Below are 16,994 nucleotides of genomic sequence, written 5' to 3'. Positions count from 1 at the left end.
GGCGTTCGACGTGACGGGGAGATTTTGGCGAAGCCGGTGAGTCCAGTTCTATCTGGCGTTTTTGTTGCGGGGCTGGGCGTACGCTTGAGCAGGAGTCCTCTCCATGCGCTACCATGACAGGCAATGATTTTTGACGTACGACCCGCCGAGCTTGCCCCGGCGGGCTTTTGGCGTTGCAATGCCGGAGGAACAGCATGCTCATTCACCGTATAGCCGCGCAGCTCTACACTGCCGAGGCGCTGCAGACCGTCGAGGCCGGACTCGATGCCGGCGAGGACGTGACGCTGGCCGTGTCGCAGTCGGGTCGCACGCTTATGGCGGCAGCCCAGTTTGCGCGCCGTCCGCGCCCCACGGTCTACATTGTGAGCGGCGAGGACGCGGCCGATCGCGCCGCGCGCAGCCTTGCCGCTTATGTGGGCCTGGCACACGTGTGCCGTTTTCCCGAGCGTAAGGACTACCCTTGGCGCGAACAGGCGCCCGACGACGCCGTGGTGGCCCAGCGCTGCGAGGCGCTCGGACGCATCGTACGCGGGGACAACTGCATCATGGTCGCCTCGGCTCGCGCGCTGCTGCGCTGCGTGCCGCCGGTCGAGAGCCGTTACTGGGAGTCCACGATCTTCGCCGTGGGCGAGGAGATCCCTTTTGACGAGGTGCCGCAGCGCCTGGTGGGCATGGGCTACACGAATGCCGGCACCGCCGACGCGCCCGGTCTGTTCCGTGCGCACGGCGACACCGTCGAGGTGTTTCCCGCGCAGGAAAAGGCGCCCGTGCGCATTGAGTTCTTTGGCGACGAGATCGACCGCATCCGCCGCATGGTGAGTTCAACGGGCCAGACCATCGGCAACGAGGACAGTATCGAGATTTTCCCCTGCCGTGAGCTGGCGCTCACCGACGAGGCCGTCCACAACATGCATGTGGCGCTCTATCGCGCCAGCCAGGACGACAGCAAACTGGCAGCGCTGCTCGAGATGGTGGATGCGCGCATCGTCACGCCCGAGCTCGACCGCTTTTTGCCGGTGATGTACGGCCAAACCGTGAGCCCGCTGTCGCACGTGAGTGGCAAGGCGCTCGTGGTGCTGTCCGAGCCGCGCTCGCTGTTCGACGACTGCCTGCGCGCCTACGAGGATATCGAGACCCGTGCCGGCGAGGCGGGGGTTGACCGTCTAGACGGCTTGTACGTGCGCGCCCAGCAGCTCGACTTTGGTGCCCAGCAGCGCCTGAACTACGTAAGCCTCATCCGTGCCGGCGGTGCGGTGACGGCCGAGCTCAAGATTGAGCAGCCAGCCATCGCAGGCTCGGACAATCGCTTTATGACGCGCATTCAGGAAGTCGTGGGCAAGCGCTACGCCTGCGTGTTTGCCATCCCCGACCGCGGTGCGCGCGAGTCGATGGAGCTCACCTTTGGTGACGAGGGCATTACCTTTGAGGAATCGCTAACGGCCGCGCCCGAAAACGCAGGCGTCATTGGCGACCATGTGCGCGTTGCAGCGGCGGATTCTGCCGATCGCGCCGCCCGCCAGGAGGCCCATGCTTCCATTCGCGAGCGCAAGGCAGATGCGCTCAACGCCCGCTCACTCGAGGCGGGTGCCGCCCAGGCTGCCGCCGGTGCCGCCGTGCCCACCATCTCGCGCGGGCGCGTGACCTTTGTCGATGCCGCCCTGCCGCAGGGCGTGGTGGTGCCCGATGCCAACCTGGCCGTGTTCTCCATTGCCGACCTCAATGCCCGCATGGACGCCAACCGCGCGCGCAGCCGTCGCAAGGTGGACATTACGCAGATTACCTTCCCGTTTAAGCCGGGTGACTACGTGGTGCACGCCACTCACGGCATCGCGCTCTTTAGCGAGATCGCGCGCCAGGAAGTGGGCGGCAAGGAGCGCGACTACTTTTTGCTGGAATATGCCGACGGCGACAAGCTCTACGTGCCGCTGGAGCAGGTCGACCGCATCACACGCTATGTTGGCCCCGACGGCGATAAGCCGCGCCTGACCAGGCTCAACACCGCCGACTGGACGCGTGCCACCAACAAAGCGCGCAAGAACGCCAAAAAGCTGGCGTTCGACCTGGTCGACCTGTATACGCGCCGCTCGTCGATTACCGGTATCGCCTGCCCGCCCGACACGCCCGAGCAGATCGAGATGGAGCAGAGCTTCCCTTACGACGAGACGCGCGACCAGCTGGAGGCCATCGCCGACATTAAGGCCGACATGGAGGCGCCCAAGCCTATGGACCGCCTGCTGTGCGGCGATGTGGGCTTTGGCAAGACCGAGGTCGCCCTGCGCGCGGCGTTTAAGTGCGTTGACTCCGGCCGCCAGGTCATGGTGCTCTGCCCCACGACCATTCTGGCTCAGCAGCACTACGAGACGTTCTTTGAGCGCTTTGCCCCGTTTGGCCTCGAGGTCGAGGTGCTCAGCCGCTTCCGTACGCCGGCGCAGCAAAAGCGCGCACTCAAGGCGTTTGCCGAGGGCATGATCGACGTGCTTATCGGCACGCATCGTCTGCTTTCGGCCGACGTGAACCCCAAGAACCTGGGCCTGGTGATCATTGACGAGGAGCAGCGCTTTGGCGTGCAGCACAAGGAGCAGCTCAAAAACCTGCGCGAGCAGATTGACGTGCTCACGCTTTCGGCAACGCCGATTCCGCGAACCATGCAGATGGCCATGAGCGGCGTGCGCGACATGAGCCTTATCACCACGCCGCCGACTGGGCGTCGTCCCGTGATCGTGCACGTGGGGGAGTATGACCCCGACGTGGTGAGCGCGGCGATTCGCCTGGAGGTTGGTCGCGGCGGTCAGGTGTACTACGTGTCCAACCGCGTCAAAACCATCGACGACGCCGTGGCGCGCGTGCACGAGGCCGCGCCCGAGGCACGCGTGGGCGTGGCGCACGGCAAGATGAGCCCGCGCGAGGTCGAGGACGTGATGATCGAGTTCGCGACCAAAAAGATCGACGTGCTCATCGCCACGACCATCGTGGAGAGCGGCATCGATAACGCGACTGCCAACACGCTCATCATCGAGGATTCGCAGCGCCTGGGCCTGGCACAGCTCTACCAGCTTAAGGGCCGTGTGGGCCGCTCGGCCACGCAGGCCTATGCGTACTTTATGTTCCCGGGTGAGCTGCCGCTCACCGAGGAGGCCACGGCGCGCCTGACCGCACTTTCCGAGTTCCAGGACTTGGGCAGCGGCATGCGCATCGCCATGCGCGACCTGGAGATCCGCGGTGCCGGCTCGCTCATGGGCGCCGAGCAGCACGGCAACCTGTCGAGCGTGGGCTTTGACCTGTTTACGCAGATGCTGGGCCAGGCCGTGGCCGAGGCGCGCGGCGATGACGACGCCGGCGTGGAGGCGGCGAGCGTGGGCATTAACCTGCCGGCCGATTACTTCTTGTCCGAGGAGTACCTGCCGGCGGTGGACCAGCGCGTGCTCGTGTACCGCAAGCTCGCGGCCGCCGAGGACCTGGAGAGTATCGACGAGGTGCAGGAGGAGACCGAGGCCGCGCACGGTGAGCTGCCGTTGGCGGGACTCAACCTGTTCAACCGCGCGCGCATCCGTATCCGCGGCGAGCGCCTGGGGCTCGAGAGCGTCACGCTCAGCGGCGGTCGCATCACGTTTTTGGGTGTCGACGTGCCCAAGAAGGTGGCCTATGAGCTTAAGACCCGCTATGGCGCGGTGAACTTCCCCAAGAGCCGCAAGCTGTCGGTGCCCTACAAGGCGGGCGCCGGCGCGGGCAGCGGCCTGGGTCGCGGTCTCGACGCCAACGACGGCACCGGCCCGGTGGCCGCGGCACTCATGTTGCTGCAGCAGCTGGGCGCGTCCGACGATGACTAGCGGGTCGACGCTGCAAACGCCCCATTTGGGCAATCTGGTTCCATCGAAAGGAAAGTATGTTCGGGTACATCTATAAGAAAGACGCCGCTGCTATAGCGGTTATCCTTGCCCTTTGCCTGGGCGTGGGCAGCTTCTTCGATTATCAGATCTCGAGTGCGCTGTTCAACATCGGTAGCATGTACGGCCGTTTTATCGAGGCCGCCGGCGAGCTGCCGTTCGAGCTGACGGCGAGCATCGCGGGCGTCATGCTTGTGCGCGCGGCGCGTCCCGACTCCAGGGGGAGCAAATGGCTCGCCGTGCTCGGCATCCTTGTCAATGTCGGTCTGGCCGGCTACGAGATTATTTCGTCCCTGCGGGTTGGCGGCAAACTCATCGCGGCTCAGCTGGTGCTGACGTTTGTGCTGGTCATCGCCGCCAACCTCATCGTCTATCGCCTTACGCGCGACACCGACCCCGACGAGCTCACGCGCTGGGCGCTGATGGTGCTTGCCGTGTGGGTTGCCCAAGCCATCATCCTCAACGTGATCGTCAAACCGCTGTGGTCACGCCCGCGCATGCGCGTGATCGAGGTCACGCCGGGGCTCAATTTTCAGCCGTGGTGGGTGATCGGCAACCCCGACAAGTGGGCCTATATCGCCGCTGGCGTGATCAGGGACGGCTTCAAGTCGTTTGCGAGCGGACATACGGCGCACGCGGCGATCGGCCTTATGCTCGCCGGGCTTCCCGCGGCGGCCTTTAAGGAAAAGCCCTCGCGCCGTCGCGTGGTCTTTTGGGCGGCGGCTGTGGTTGCGGCGCTCGTCGCCTTTGGTCGTATCGTGATCGGAGCGCACTTTTTGACTGACGTGAGTTGCGGCTTTGCCCTGGTGTTGGCACTTGAGTGCCTTGCCGCGCGCATTGCCTATCCTCACGGCGTACAATAGCCCCACCTGAATCATCTGGCCGATACCTGGTAAGAGAGGATTGCCATGCTCGCGTTCAACAATGACTATTCCCACGGTGCACATCCGGCGGTGCTGCAAGCGCTCGTCGACACCAATATGGAACCGCAGCCCGGCTACGGCACCGATGCACATACCGAGCGTGCCAAGCAGCTTATCCGCGAGGCCTGTCAGGCTCCCGATGCCGACGTGTTTTTGCTGGTGGGCGGCACGCAGACCAACGCGACGGTGATTGACATGCTGCTCGCGCCGTACGAGGGCGTGGTTGCCGCCGAGACCGGCCACGTTGCCTGCCACGAGGCGGGCGCCATCGAGTTTGGCGGCCACAAGGTGCTCACTATCCCCGGCTACGAGGGCAAGATGCACGCCGAGGACCTCGAGAACTATATCCAGGTGTTCTACGAAAATGAGAGCTGCGAGCACATGGTGTTTCCGGGCGCCGTGTACGTGAGCCTATCGACCGAGTACGGCACGCTGTACTCCAAGGCCGAGCTGACCGAAATTTATGCGGTGTGCCAGAAGCACGAGATTCCGCTGTTTGTGGATGGTGCCCGCCTGGCCTATGCGCTGGCGGCCGATGAGTGCGACATTACCCTGCCCGAGCTGGCGCAGCTGTGCGACGTATTCTACATTGGCGGCACCAAGTGCGGCGCGCTCTGCGGCGAGGCTGTGGTGTTCTGCGGCATGCACGCCCCGGCGCATCCCATTCCGCGTATTAAGCAGCACGGCGCGCTGTTGGCCAAGGGCCGCCTGACGGGCGTGCAGTTTGAGGCGCTCTTTACCAATGGCCTGTATTTTGAGATCGGGCGCCAGGCGATTGAGACGGCTCAGGCGCTGCGCCGCGTGCTGCATGAGCGCGGCTACGAGTTCTTCTTGGAGACGCCTACGAACCAACAGTTCGTGATTCTGCCCAACGAGGATATGGCCCGCATTCGCGAGCATGCCTCGATCGAGTACTGGGAAAAGTACGACGAGACCCACACGGTGGTGCGCTTTTGCACCAGCTGGGCCACGACGCAGGAGGACATCGACGCGCTGGCGGCTGTCCTGTAGCTTGATGCAATGACGAGGGCCGCCTTGCGCTTGGGTTTGGCGCAGGGCGGCCTTTGCTTTTGAGGGAGAGGGGTTGTGTGACCGAGATGTCCGAGCCGACGATTCGCCTGGCGACGCCCGATGATGCGCCAGCGCTGCTTGCCATCTATGAGCCATATGTGCGCCAGACGGCGATTACCTGCGAATACGAGGTGCCGAGCGTTGAGGAGTTCGCCGGGCGCATCGAGCGTACGCTCAAGCGCTATCCGTATCTGGTGATGGAGCTGGACGGGCGCCCGGTAGGCTATGCCTATGTGAGTCCGCTCAACAGCCGCGAGGCGTACGACTGGTCGGTCGAGACATCGATCTACCTGGCGCGCGACGTGCGCCACGGCGGACTGGGTCGCAGGTTGCACGACGCGCTCAAGCAGTGCCTGGTCGCGATGGGCATCACCAACATGTGCGCGCTCATCGCCGTGCCGCACGACAAGGACGACGAGTACCTGACGCACAACAGCCAGGATTTCCATGCCCATATGGGATATCGCCTGGTGGGAGCCTTCGACCGCTGCGCCCAAAAGTTCGGTCGCTGGTACGACATGTGCTGGATGGAGCTGATCCTAGCCGAGCGCGTCCCTAACCAACCCAAACCAACCTGGTTCCCCGACCTTCTCAAACCTACCATTTAGGGACAGGTTTATTTTGGCAGGTTAGCCGATGGGCTCGGTGTATTTGGCGCGGTCGGTGCGTTGGATGCGTTTGGAGACATGGAGCGGGCGGCCGTCGGTGTCGTAGACGTAGTCGGTGATAAGGATCAGTGCCTGCCCGCGCTCGACGTTGAGCAAAAACGCCTCGTTTTGCGATGCATAGCATACCTCAAAGGTCTTGTGCCCCTGTGCCGGCGCACGATGGAACTCCTGGCGCAGCGTGGCGTAGAGCGATCCGTTGATGTCGCGATCGATGAGCGACCCAAAGCTCGGCGGCAGATAGGTGGTCTCCAGACACAGCGGCGCATCGTCCAGATAGCGCAGGCGGACAAGTTTGACGAGCTTGCTGCCCACGGCGGCGTCAAAGAACTTGGCTATGCTGCCGGCCGCCTTGGCAAAGCCCGAGTCCACGGTGCGCGTGGTGGGCTTCATGCCCTGACCCTGGACCTGTGCCGTGTAGCTCGAAAACACCAGGTTGTTCTCGTGGAGCGCTGGCGTTTCGGCCACAAAGGCGCCGCGCCCGCGCTCGGTACGAATCAGGCCCTCGTCAACTAACACCTTAAGCGCGTGGCGCACGGTGCTGCGCGAAAGCCCCGATTCGCCCATGAGTTCCATCTCGGACGGCAGCTTGTCTCCGCGTGCGTAGGTGCCGGCGGCGATGCGGTCACGCAGCGTACTCGCCAGACGCTCGTATTGGGCCAAGTTCCTTTTTGACGAAGTGCTCATGCGAACAACCTGTATCTAACTTGTATGCTTACTGAACCAAGCATGTATCCAACATGACAACAAAACCGCTGGTAATGGATTGCCGAAAACTTTACCAGCAAAATTTCTAAGACAAATATAGCATACAACTAGTCGACATCGCCAAAACATGTATGTAACTTGTATGCCATCGACAGCATCAAACGAGAAGAAAGGCTGATGCACGATGACTACTCAGGAACAGGTTAAAGACGTCGTCTCCCAGGTTTTGGCTGACAAGGCAGACAAGGGCGGCATCAAGCGCGTCGTGTGGATTGGCGCCGGCGGATCCAACGGCGGCAACTATCCTGCCCAGTACTTTATGGAGCACGAGGCCACGCAGGTCGCGAGCTCCAGCTACACCAGCAACGAGTTCGTGCACGCCACCCCGGCCTACGTCAACGAGAACACCCTGGCTGTCGTCGTGTCCATGCGCGGCACCAAGGAGACCATCGTCGCCGCCCAGGTCGCCAAGGACCACGGCGCCAGCACCATCGCCATCTATGTTGACGAGTCCGGCCTCACCGAGGTCTGCGATTACAAGATCCAGTACGACAGCCTTGCCATCGACGAGTCCTGCATGGGCCGCACCAACTCCGCCGTCGTGACCATGATCGCCATGGAGCTCACACAGCAGACCGAGGGCTATGCCGAGTACGAGACCGCCATGGCCGCCTTCGACTTGGTCGATCCCATCTACCGCAAGGCCTTCGAGTACACCCGTCCGCTCGCTGCCAAGTGGGCCGAGCAGAATGCCGACAAGCCCTGCATCAACGTCATGGCCCAGGGCCCGCTCTTTGGTGCCGCCTACGTCTTTAGCATCTGCAACGTGCAGGAGATGCTGCAGATCGATTCCTGCACCATCAACACTTGCGACTTCTTCCACGGCCCCTTCGAGATTCTGGACAAGCGCACCTCGCTGTTCCAGCTCATCAGCGTCGGCCGCAGTCGCTGCAACGATGAGCGCGGCATCCGCTTCGTCAACCAGTACGGTGGCGAGCGCGTCTATCAGCTCGACGCCAAGGAGCTCGGCCTCAACGACATCAAGGACAGCGTGAGCGAATACTTCAACCACCTGATCTTTGCGCCGATCCTCAACAACGTGCACATGCGTGCGCTCTCTGCCGTCACCCACAAGGACTACATGACGCGCCGCTACATGTGGAAGCTGGACTACTAGGGGATAGAGCGGCCTAACAGCTCGATGTCCTCATAAGTTGCGGTGGAATAGTTCCTGTTTGGGGGCTTGAAGCCTCTATTTAGGAACTATTTCACCGCAACCGCCAAGTAATCCGCTGGGGACGGAGGAAAACGGATCACTTTTCCGCTCGCCGATTTGTGTCTTGAAAAATGTATATAACGACTATAACGTAGTACGAAACATATTGGAAACGATACCGAGGAGGCTGCGTTGAAGAAAAGCAATCTGGGCTATGTGCTGGTGCTGATCGCCGCGCTTATGTGGGGCACCATCGGAATCTTTGTTAACGGAATATCGGCCCTGGGTGTTTCGTCTCAGAGTATGGCGGCCTTTCGCCTGTTGTCGGGTGCCGTCTTAATGGCTCCGGTCTTGGCATTTATGGGTTGCCAGGGAGGTGCTCGTGAGGGAAAAGCCTCGGGTCCCCTGGCTCTGTTCAAGGCAAGTCCTAAAGAGCTTGTTCCCTGCGCGCTTGTCGGTATCGTCGGTTTAGCCGTCGCCAACACCTGCTATTACGAGTGCATGGGCGAGGTGGGCATGTCCACGGCCTCGGTGCTGCTCTACACCTCGCCGGTGTTTGGCGTCGCGCTTGGCCGCGTGCTTTATCGCGAGGACGTGACCCCCAACAAGCTCGTCGCCATCGTCTTTAACATTGTGGGTTGCGTGCTCGCGGTGACGAGCGGCGACCTGTCTGGTTTCCATTTCTCGGCTTGGGGCGTCGCGTCGGGTGTGATCGCCGGACTTTGCGGCGCGTTGCTGGCTGTGTTTAGCCGCATGGCCACCAAGACACTGCATCCGCTGGCGGTGACGTTTTGGGGCTTTGTTTTTGGCGGATGCTTTATGGCGGTGCTTTCGGCTCCGTGGTCCGATGTAGCCGCGGCAATGTCCCCGCAACTCATTCTGCTGTTCGTAGGCTTTGGCTTTATTCCGACGGCTCTTGCGTACATCTTCTATATGCAGGGCCTTTCGATGGATCTTGAGACATCGAAGGTGCCGGTCGTGGCTTCGTTCGAAACCGTGGCGACCGTTCTGGTCGGTATTGGCATCTACGCCGAGCCCGCCGGCGCGATCAAGGTCCTGGGCATCGTGCTGGTGCTCGCGTCCATCCTGATTATGAACACCAATTTTTCCAAGCTGCGCAACAGTGCCTTTGTCGGCCATATCGTTGAGAGCATGACCTTTAAGCCCAACGCGTGGTGGACGGAGAAATCGCAGGACATGGATCTGTTCCGCGAGCGCACGGGCATCGCGCTGGAGCCCACCGTGCAGGAAAGCCCCTGGTACTTCGTGCGATAGGGGATTGGCGAGGCGTCTGATCTGGGGTTATCCAGCCAGCGTCGATCTGCCCTGCACCAACGTTTCGAGTACGTTAAACCCGTCAACGGTCGATTTTCACCCGCGAACGGTCTTTATACTAATTAGCAATATAAGCAACGTATAAGACGTTATAATGACCATAACGAAAAGGAGGAGGCAAGATGAATCAGATCATTCTCGCATCTCATGGCGGCCTGGCCGCAGGCGCCAAAGACACGCTCGAGATGGTTCTCGGCGACGTGTCGAACGTCCACGTCGTGTCGCTTGCTCGTGACGACAAGGAGCCCATCACCAATAAGGTGGACGCCATGATCGCCACGTTCAACGCGGACGACACCGTCTATGTGCTGACCGATATGCTCGGCAGCTCGGTCAACAACAGCATGGTCGAGCTTTCCAAGAACGGCACGAAGTTCACGGTTGTCAGCGGTTTCAACATCCCGCTGGCGCTCACGCTCGCTATGAGCCCCGTCCCCGTCAAGGGCGCCGAGCTCGCGGCCCTCATCAACGAGGCCCGCACCGGTCTGACCAACCCCAACGCACCGGTCGAGGCTGCCGCGGCTCCCGCCAAGAAGGCCAAGGCGTCCCGTCACAGCTCCGGTCCCGCCAAGATCGTCCTCGCACGTCTTGACTACCGTCTGCTGCACGGCCAGGTCGTCTTTACCTGGACCACCAAGGTCCAGGCCGAGCGCATCATCGTCGTCGACAACGCTGCCGCCAACGATGACATCAAGAAGGGCGCTCTTAAGCTGGCCAAGCCCCAGGGCGTGCGCCTGAACGTCTTCACCGTCGAGCGTGCCCTCGCCAAGATGGACAAGCTCAACACCCTCGGTGAGCGTGTCATGTTCGTCTTTGGCAACACGGCCGAGATGCTGCAGTTCTGCCAGGGCTACAAGCTCGACGCCATCAACCTGGGCGCCACCGCCAACCACGACGGTGCCGATCAGGTCGGCGGCAAGGACAGCTCCGTCTTCCTCGACGCCACCCAGAAGGCCGACGTCAACCAGCTGCTCGACATGGGCATCAAGCTCTACGTCCAGCAGACCCCTACGTATCAGAGCGTCGACATCGACGCCAAGCTGTAATCAACCAGGCTTTTGCCTGACTGAAAGGAGAAGGGTATGAATACGTTCATCAGTGCGGTGCTCGTCGGCCTCGTCGGCGTGTTCTGCATGTGGGACTCCCGCCTGCTCGGTCGTCTTAACTTCGAGCAGCCCCTCGTTGGCGCTACGCTCGTCGGTCTGCTGCTGGGCGATGTGCCCACCGGCCTTGCCGTCGGTGCCGCCGTCGAGCTCGTGTCCATGGGCCTGGTGCAGGTCGGCGCCGCCGTTCCGCCCGATATGGTCCTGGGCGGCATCGTGGCCGCTGCCTTTGCGTGCCTGACCGATGCTTCTGCCGAGACCGCCATGACGATCGCCATCCCGGTCGCCGTCCTGGGTCAGCTCCTCGGCATCGTGTTCCGTTCCATCATCGCCGCCCTCACGCATGTGGCAGATAGCGCGATCGATAACGGAAAGTTCAAGACCGCCTACCGTATGCACATCTGCGCCGGCTCCGGTCTGTACGCCGTCATGTACTTCCTGCCGATCTTCCTCGCCGTCTTTGTTGGCACCGACCTGGTTCAGGCCATCGTCAACATGGTTCCCGAGTGGCTGTCCACTGGTCTTAACGTTTCGACCAAGATCATGACCGCCTACGGCTTGGCCCTGCTGCTCACCATGATGATCAAGAAGGGTATGACTCCGTTCCTGTTCATCGGTTTCCTGCTCGCCGCTTACCTCAACCTGTCCGTCATCGCGGTCGCTCTGATCGGTGTGTGCCTGGCTGTCGTCTTCATGGGCTTCAAGTTCAACGGTTCCCATGCAGCCGCCGGTGTCGATTCCGACTACGATCCGCTCGAAGACGACGAAGACTAAGGAGGAACACACTATGGCAACCGCAACCAAGGACGTGTCCCTGAACAAGAAGGTCAGCCAGTTCTTCTGGCGCTCCTGGGCCATCCAGGCCTCTTGGAACTACGAGCGTCAGATGAACATGGGCTTCCTCTACGGCATGGTTCCCACGCTCGATCGCCTCTATCCGGATGAGTCCGATCCCAAGCAGCTCGCTGCTAAGAAAGAGGCTTACCACCGTCACATGGCGTTCTACAACTGCACCCCGCAGACGAGCGCTTTCATCCTGGGCCTCTCCGCCTCCATGGAGGAGGAGTACGCCAAGGATCCCGAGAACTTCGATCCCGATTCGATCAACGCGGTCAAGACCTCCCTCATGGGTCCGCTTTCCGGCATCGGTGACTCCTTCTTCCAGGGCACCATCCGCGTTATCGCCTTTGGTCTGGGCGTTCAGTTGGCTCAGCAGGGCTCCATCATGGGCCCGATCCTGGCCATGCTCATCTCCATCGTCCCCTCTGTGCTGATCACTTGGTTCGCAGCCAAGATGGGCTATCAGGGCGGCCACGAGTACCTGAGCAAGCTTCAGGGCGGCGACCTCATGGAGAAGCTCATGTATGTCTGCGGCATCGTGGGTCTTATGTCCGTGGGCGGCATGATCGCTACGCTGATCGGCGCCACCACCCCGCTGCAGTTCGCTGAGGGCACCGTCGTGATCCAGGACATCCTGGACGGCATGATGCCTCAGATGATCTCCCTCGGCCTCACCGGCCTTATGTACTGGCTCATCAAGAAGAACGTCAACACCGGTTGGCTTCTCGTGATCGCCATCGTGGGCGGCATCGCCCTCTCCGCGGCCGGCATCCTGGCCTAGTCGCGACCAAGCGTCTAACCGCTTTCCCCCGGGGGCCTGCCTGACATCCCATACCCCAGGCAGGCTCCCATCCCCAAAATGTGTCAAAGGGACAGTTCCTTTGACACATCCTCAACGGGCCGGCGACTCGGTCCAAATCACGGTAACCCTGCGAGCGCCCGGCAATGTGGCGCCGCAAAAAATCGAAAGGAATGTGTCAGATGTACGAGATCGACCTTAACCTCCCTAAGCAGATCGTCGCTGACGTCCTGTCCAACCACGAGATCCACAGCGTCGCCTTCGTCGGCTGCGGTGCCTCTATGTCCGACCTTTACCCTGCCAAGTATTTCCTGGCCAACAACACGGACAAGCTGAACGTTCAGATCTTCACCGCTAACGAGTTCAACTACGACACGCCCTCCTGGGTCAACGAGCACACCTTCGTGATCACCTGCTCCCTCGGTGGCTCCACGCCCGAGACCGTCGAGGCCAACAAGACCGCCAAGAAGCACAACTGCCCGGTCGTCTCCCTCACCAACAAGGCTGGCTCCGCTCTGACCGTCGACGCCGACCACGTCATCGTTCACGGCTTCCACGCCAACTACGCAGCCAAGTGCGAGAAGCCCGGCTATGCCATCGCTCTTGCTCTCGAGATCCTTCAGCAGACCGAGGGCTATGACCACTACGAGGACATGATCACCGGCCTCACCAACGTCTTCGACCTCTGCGAGAACGCCGCTCAGCACTGCAAGAAGCTCGCCAAGAAGTTCGCCGAGGACTTCAAGGACGACGAGATGATCTACTTCATGGCCTCCGGTGCCTCCGAGAAGATGGCTTATTCTCACGCCGCCTTCCTGTTCACCGAGATGCAGTGGATCGACGCCGCCGCCTACAACACCGGCGAGTACTTCCACGGCCCGTTCGAGGTTTCCACCGAGGGTAAGCCCTACGTCTTCTTCATGTCCGACGGCGCTACCCGTCCGATGGACGCCCGCGCCCTCACCTTCCTTGAGCGCATGGGCGCCAAGGTCGCTCTGATCGACTCCAAGGACTACGGCCTGGCCGACGCCGTGCCCGCGAGCGTCGTCACCTACTTCAACCCGCTGCTGCACCTCGCCGTTATGCGCGAGTACGGCAACCAGATCGCCGAGGCCCGTCAGCACCCGCTGACCATGCGTCGCTACATGTGGAAGCTTTCCTACTAATCACAAGTAAGTAGACCTTACGGGTTGATTGAGAGGGGATGGGGTTTGCGCCCCGTCCCCTTTTTTGCTATCGAAAGGAGATACGTATGATCAAGGCAGTGCTGTTTGACATGGACGGCGTGCTGGTCGATACCGAGTGGTTCTACAACCGTCGTCGCGTGGCGTTTATGGAAGAGAAGGGCTTTCACTTTGACGAGATCCCCGATCTTTCGGGGTCTAACGAGCCTGCCATTTGGGAGGCGCTGGTGCCCGACGATATTGAGCTGCGCGAGCGCCTGCGCGTGGAGTACAAGCAGGTCTACAGCCCGGACCACCCCGTTCCGTATGCCGAGCTGCTCAACGAGCAGACGGAGCCGGTGATGCGTGAGCTGCACGAGCGCGGCGTGAAGTGTGCCATCGCGAGCTCGTCCTATCGTGAGCTGATTGACGAGCTGGTGGATATCGCCGGCATCGCCGACGTGCTGGACTACACCATCAGCGGTCACGAGTGCAGTGCGTTTAAGCCCGACCCCGAGATCTACCTGCGTGCCATGGAGGCGCTGGGGGTGAAGCCTGCCGAGTGCCTGGTTATCGAGGACTCGCCTTTGGGCATCGAGGCCGGCAAGCGCTCCGGCGCCCGCGTCCTGGCATTGCGTCCGCACGAGGGCGTCAACCTCGACCAATCGGGAGCCGATGCTGTTATCGACAATCTGACCGACATTTTGGCCGCTTTGTAGTGTCAACCCGCCGCGAGAAGCACTGGTTTACGCGTCATTTGCTGCGGATTGGCTTAATTTGTCATCAATTTGGATCCGTTTAGCTTCGATTCGGGCTAAGTGAGTAGACTTTTTGGCGCAGGCCGAGCACAATGCATATCTTCCTTTGTAAAACCGCAGGTCACAGAGGTGGCTGTTTTGGGTGTGCTCGGCAGATCGCGAAAAGCCTACTCACTTGGAATTTGGGCCTTTGGCTGTGGGGTTGCCGGTCCTGTTTGGTTGTCGAGAGAGGGTGAATTGAAGCGCCCCCGCTCGCTCCATGCTACAATCGCCGGCATGCCCCACAACTAGATCTGCCTTCGAAAGGAGCTAACGTGGCGAACGCCATCGATCAGCTCACGGACCGAGTGCTCGTGCTCGGCCGCCTCACCATCGTTCGCCGCGCTATTACCGCCGTGGCGGTCACAATTTCCGCCGTTCTCCAGACATTCCTGATCCAGGCGTTCATTCGGCCCGCCGACCTGCTTCCGAGCGGTCTTACCGGCGTCGCGGTCCTGCTCGATCGCGTTACCTCGCTCGGCGGCGTTCACATCGACATCTCGCTCGGTATGCTCGCGCTCAACATCCCCGTGGCGCTCCTATGCTGGAGCGGCATTAGCAAGCGCTTCGTCATCTTCTCTATGATGCAAGTTGTGCTCTCATCGCTGTTCCTCAACATCTTTCATTTCGCCCCGTTTTTGGGCGACAAGATCATGCTCATCATTTTTGGTGGCGTGGTCTCGGGTCTGGGCGCTGCCATCGCGCTCAAGTCCGGCGCATCTACCGGCGGCACCGACTTTATCGCGCTGTGGGTTTCCAACCACACGGGCAAGACCATCTGGGGCGTCATTTTTGGTTTCAACTGCTTTATCCTGGCGATCTTTGGTTTTATGTTTGGCTGGGACAATGCGGCGTACTCCATCGTGTTCCAGTTTATTTCGACCAAGACCATCGACAGTTTCTACCGACGCTACGACCGTGTGACGCTGCAGATCACGACACGCAAGGCAGACGAGGTCATGACAGCCTATGTTGACCATTTTCAGCATGGCATTAGCTGCGCCGAGGTCATTGGCGGATACAGCCGCGAAAAGATGTATCTGCTGCACGCCGTTGTCTCGACCTACGAGAGTCAGGACATTATCAAGCTAGTGTGCGACATTGATCCCGGCGCCGTGATCAATGTGTTCCACACGCTCAACTTTGTGGGCGGATGGTGGGGCGGCCATGTCGACGAGCCCATGCCCACAGCCGTTCCCGATCCCGACAAGCCCGCGCGCATAGCGAGTCGTCAGGCGCGCCTTAGCGAGCAGGACATCTTGCAGCAGGACGACGGCAAGTAGGGTTTTGGCTTTTTGCCGGTCAAGCGCAGCCCATTCGAATGAGCCCCCCGAAAGCCCCGTTGCTTTCGAGGGGCTCTCGTTTGACCAGATAAAACCTACCAAAATAGACCTGTCGCTTTTTGGTAGGCAGGGTGTATCGTTTTATCGTTATGATGTAACATAGAGCTAGACGTTATATACGTATTAGTAATTTCGATATTTTGATAGGAGTGATCAGATATGCCCGCGACCAAAAATGCACCGCTTTACCAGCAGATTTACGACGAGATCAAGGATGCGATTGAGAAAGGTGTTTATGCACCCAAGGAGCGTATTCCGTCCGAACTTGAGCTTGCCGAACAGTACGAGGTGAGCCGTATTACGGTGCGCCGTGCCGTCGAGGAACTGTGCTCCGATGGCTACCTGGTTAAGCAGCAGGGCCGCGGCACCTTTGTCTCCACGCCGCACATCAACCGCCAGTTCCACGCCTCGACGCTGCAGACGTTTACCGCGCTGTGTGCCGACAATGGCATGAAGGCGGGCGCACATGTGGTCGATCGCCAGATCGTTCCGGCGCGTCAAAACGAGATGGAGTTCTTTGGCTTGCAGAAGGATGCGCTGCTGCTGCATATCAAACGCGTGCGTACGGCCGACGGCGAGCCCATCTTTGAGGAGAACATCTTTGTGCCGTTTGACGCCTACCGCGAGCTGTTGACGGCCGATCTTGAGGACAAGTCCATTTTTGCCGAGGTCGAGCGTGTTGGCGGAACGCCGATTGTCTCGGTTGGCTACCGCACGGTCGAGGCCGTTCGCGCTAACGCCGAGCAGGCGGCCGAGTTGGGCATTGCTCTGCACGATCCACTGCTCAATCTGCGTGCCGGCTTTATCGGCCCCAATGGCGAGCCGGTCCTGATGGGTAAGCAGTACTACGTGGGATCGCGCTACGTTATGGTCATGTAGGGTTGGTTCCGCCGTTCTGACGAACGGCGGACCGGTCGACGCTGCGCCTTTGGTTACGCGGTTTTACCAAACCGCGTAACGGCTTGACGCTGCAAACCCGTCAGAGCGGCAATCTGCCTTTCAACTTCGGCGGCATGACCAGAAGGTCAATGCCGCCTCGTTTCAAGGCACCTTGCTCGCCCTGGCGGGTTTTCGCTCATATGACCCAATCCGCTGTCAAGAGCCACAATGGCCCCGCCGACCGCTTGCAATCGGTCGGCGGGGCCTG

At 60.8% G+C, this 16,994-nt stretch carries 14 protein-coding genes; 13 read left to right on the top strand and 1 reads right to left on the bottom strand.

What is annotated here, in order from left to right:
- The first annotated feature begins 194 nt into the window (after positions 1–194).
- The 4 genes from mfd (at position 195) to GT571_RS08010 (ending at position 6,486) form a co-directional block, all read left to right on the top strand.
- Complete coding sequence (gene mfd, locus GT571_RS08025) at positions 195–3,827, top strand: transcription-repair coupling factor (RefSeq protein WP_161156531.1); 3,633 nt, start codon at positions 195–197, stop codon at positions 3,825–3,827.
- Positions 3,828–3,883: 56 nt separating this feature from the next.
- Entirely contained in the window at positions 3,884–4,747 is an 864-nt protein-coding gene (locus tag GT571_RS08020; RefSeq protein WP_161156529.1) for a phosphatase PAP2 family protein, read from the top strand.
- Positions 4,748–4,792: 45 nt separating this feature from the next.
- A complete protein-coding gene (locus tag GT571_RS08015; protein ID WP_161156527.1) occupies positions 4,793–5,818 on the top strand; it encodes a threonine aldolase family protein in 1,026 nt (341 codons plus the stop codon).
- Between the two features lie 86 nt (positions 5,819–5,904).
- Positions 5,905–6,486, top strand: a complete 582-nt coding sequence (locus GT571_RS08010; protein ID WP_161156556.1) for a GNAT family N-acetyltransferase — start codon at positions 5,905–5,907, stop codon at positions 6,484–6,486.
- Between the two features lie 21 nt (positions 6,487–6,507).
- Here GT571_RS08010 and GT571_RS08005 read toward each other — a convergent pair whose 3' ends face one another.
- The gene (locus GT571_RS08005; RefSeq protein WP_161156525.1) at positions 6,508–7,230 is read right to left on the bottom strand and encodes a GntR family transcriptional regulator; all 723 of its coding nucleotides are present in this window, start codon (positions 7,228–7,230) and stop codon (positions 6,508–6,510) included.
- Between the two features lie 205 nt (positions 7,231–7,435).
- Here GT571_RS08005 and GT571_RS08000 point away from each other — a divergent pair, with 205 nt between their 5' ends.
- From GT571_RS08000 to GT571_RS07960, 9 genes are all read left to right on the top strand, one after another.
- Positions 7,436–8,428, top strand: coding sequence for an SIS domain-containing protein (locus tag GT571_RS08000; protein WP_161156523.1), 993 nt, complete (start codon positions 7,436–7,438; stop codon positions 8,426–8,428).
- A 231-nt stretch (positions 8,429–8,659) separates the two neighbouring features.
- On the top strand, positions 8,660–9,742 hold the full coding sequence (locus GT571_RS07995) for a DMT family transporter (protein ID WP_161156521.1): 1,083 nt from the start codon (positions 8,660–8,662) through the stop codon (positions 9,740–9,742).
- A gap of 182 nt (positions 9,743–9,924) precedes the next feature.
- Positions 9,925–10,848 carry a PTS sugar transporter subunit IIAB gene (locus tag GT571_RS07990; protein WP_117848822.1) on the top strand — a complete coding sequence of 308 codons (924 nt, stop codon included), beginning with the start codon at positions 9,925–9,927 and terminating at the stop codon, positions 10,846–10,848.
- Positions 10,849–10,884: 36 nt separating this feature from the next.
- Positions 10,885–11,679 carry a PTS mannose/fructose/sorbose/N-acetylgalactosamine transporter subunit IIC gene (locus GT571_RS07985; protein ID WP_006235136.1) on the top strand — a complete coding sequence of 265 codons (795 nt, stop codon included), beginning with the start codon at positions 10,885–10,887 and terminating at the stop codon, positions 11,677–11,679.
- 13 nt (positions 11,680–11,692) lie between these two features.
- Positions 11,693–12,526: a PTS system mannose/fructose/sorbose family transporter subunit IID gene (locus GT571_RS07980; protein WP_035136780.1), complete on the top strand. Its 834-nt coding sequence runs from the start codon at positions 11,693–11,695 to the stop codon at positions 12,524–12,526.
- 200 nt (positions 12,527–12,726) lie between these two features.
- On the top strand, positions 12,727–13,710 hold the full coding sequence (locus GT571_RS07975) for an SIS domain-containing protein (RefSeq protein WP_240136296.1): 984 nt from the start codon (positions 12,727–12,729) through the stop codon (positions 13,708–13,710).
- A gap of 86 nt (positions 13,711–13,796) precedes the next feature.
- Positions 13,797–14,426: an HAD family hydrolase gene (locus GT571_RS07970; protein WP_161156517.1), complete on the top strand. Its 630-nt coding sequence runs from the start codon at positions 13,797–13,799 to the stop codon at positions 14,424–14,426.
- 353 nt (positions 14,427–14,779) lie between these two features.
- Positions 14,780–15,787: a YitT family protein gene (locus GT571_RS07965; RefSeq protein ID WP_161156515.1), complete on the top strand. Its 1,008-nt coding sequence runs from the start codon at positions 14,780–14,782 to the stop codon at positions 15,785–15,787.
- Positions 15,788–16,006: 219 nt separating this feature from the next.
- Positions 16,007–16,726, top strand: a complete 720-nt coding sequence (locus tag GT571_RS07960; protein WP_161156514.1) for a GntR family transcriptional regulator — start codon at positions 16,007–16,009, stop codon at positions 16,724–16,726.
- Positions 16,727–16,994 lie beyond the last annotated feature (268 nt).

Origin of the sequence: Collinsella aerofaciens, from assembly GCF_009876115.1 — a bacterium.
Classification (GTDB): domain Bacteria; phylum Actinomycetota; class Coriobacteriia; order Coriobacteriales; family Coriobacteriaceae; genus Collinsella; species Collinsella aerofaciens_N.
The sequence above is the reverse complement of the archived record's forward strand: the minus strand, read 5'-3'. Positions and strand labels throughout refer to the sequence as shown.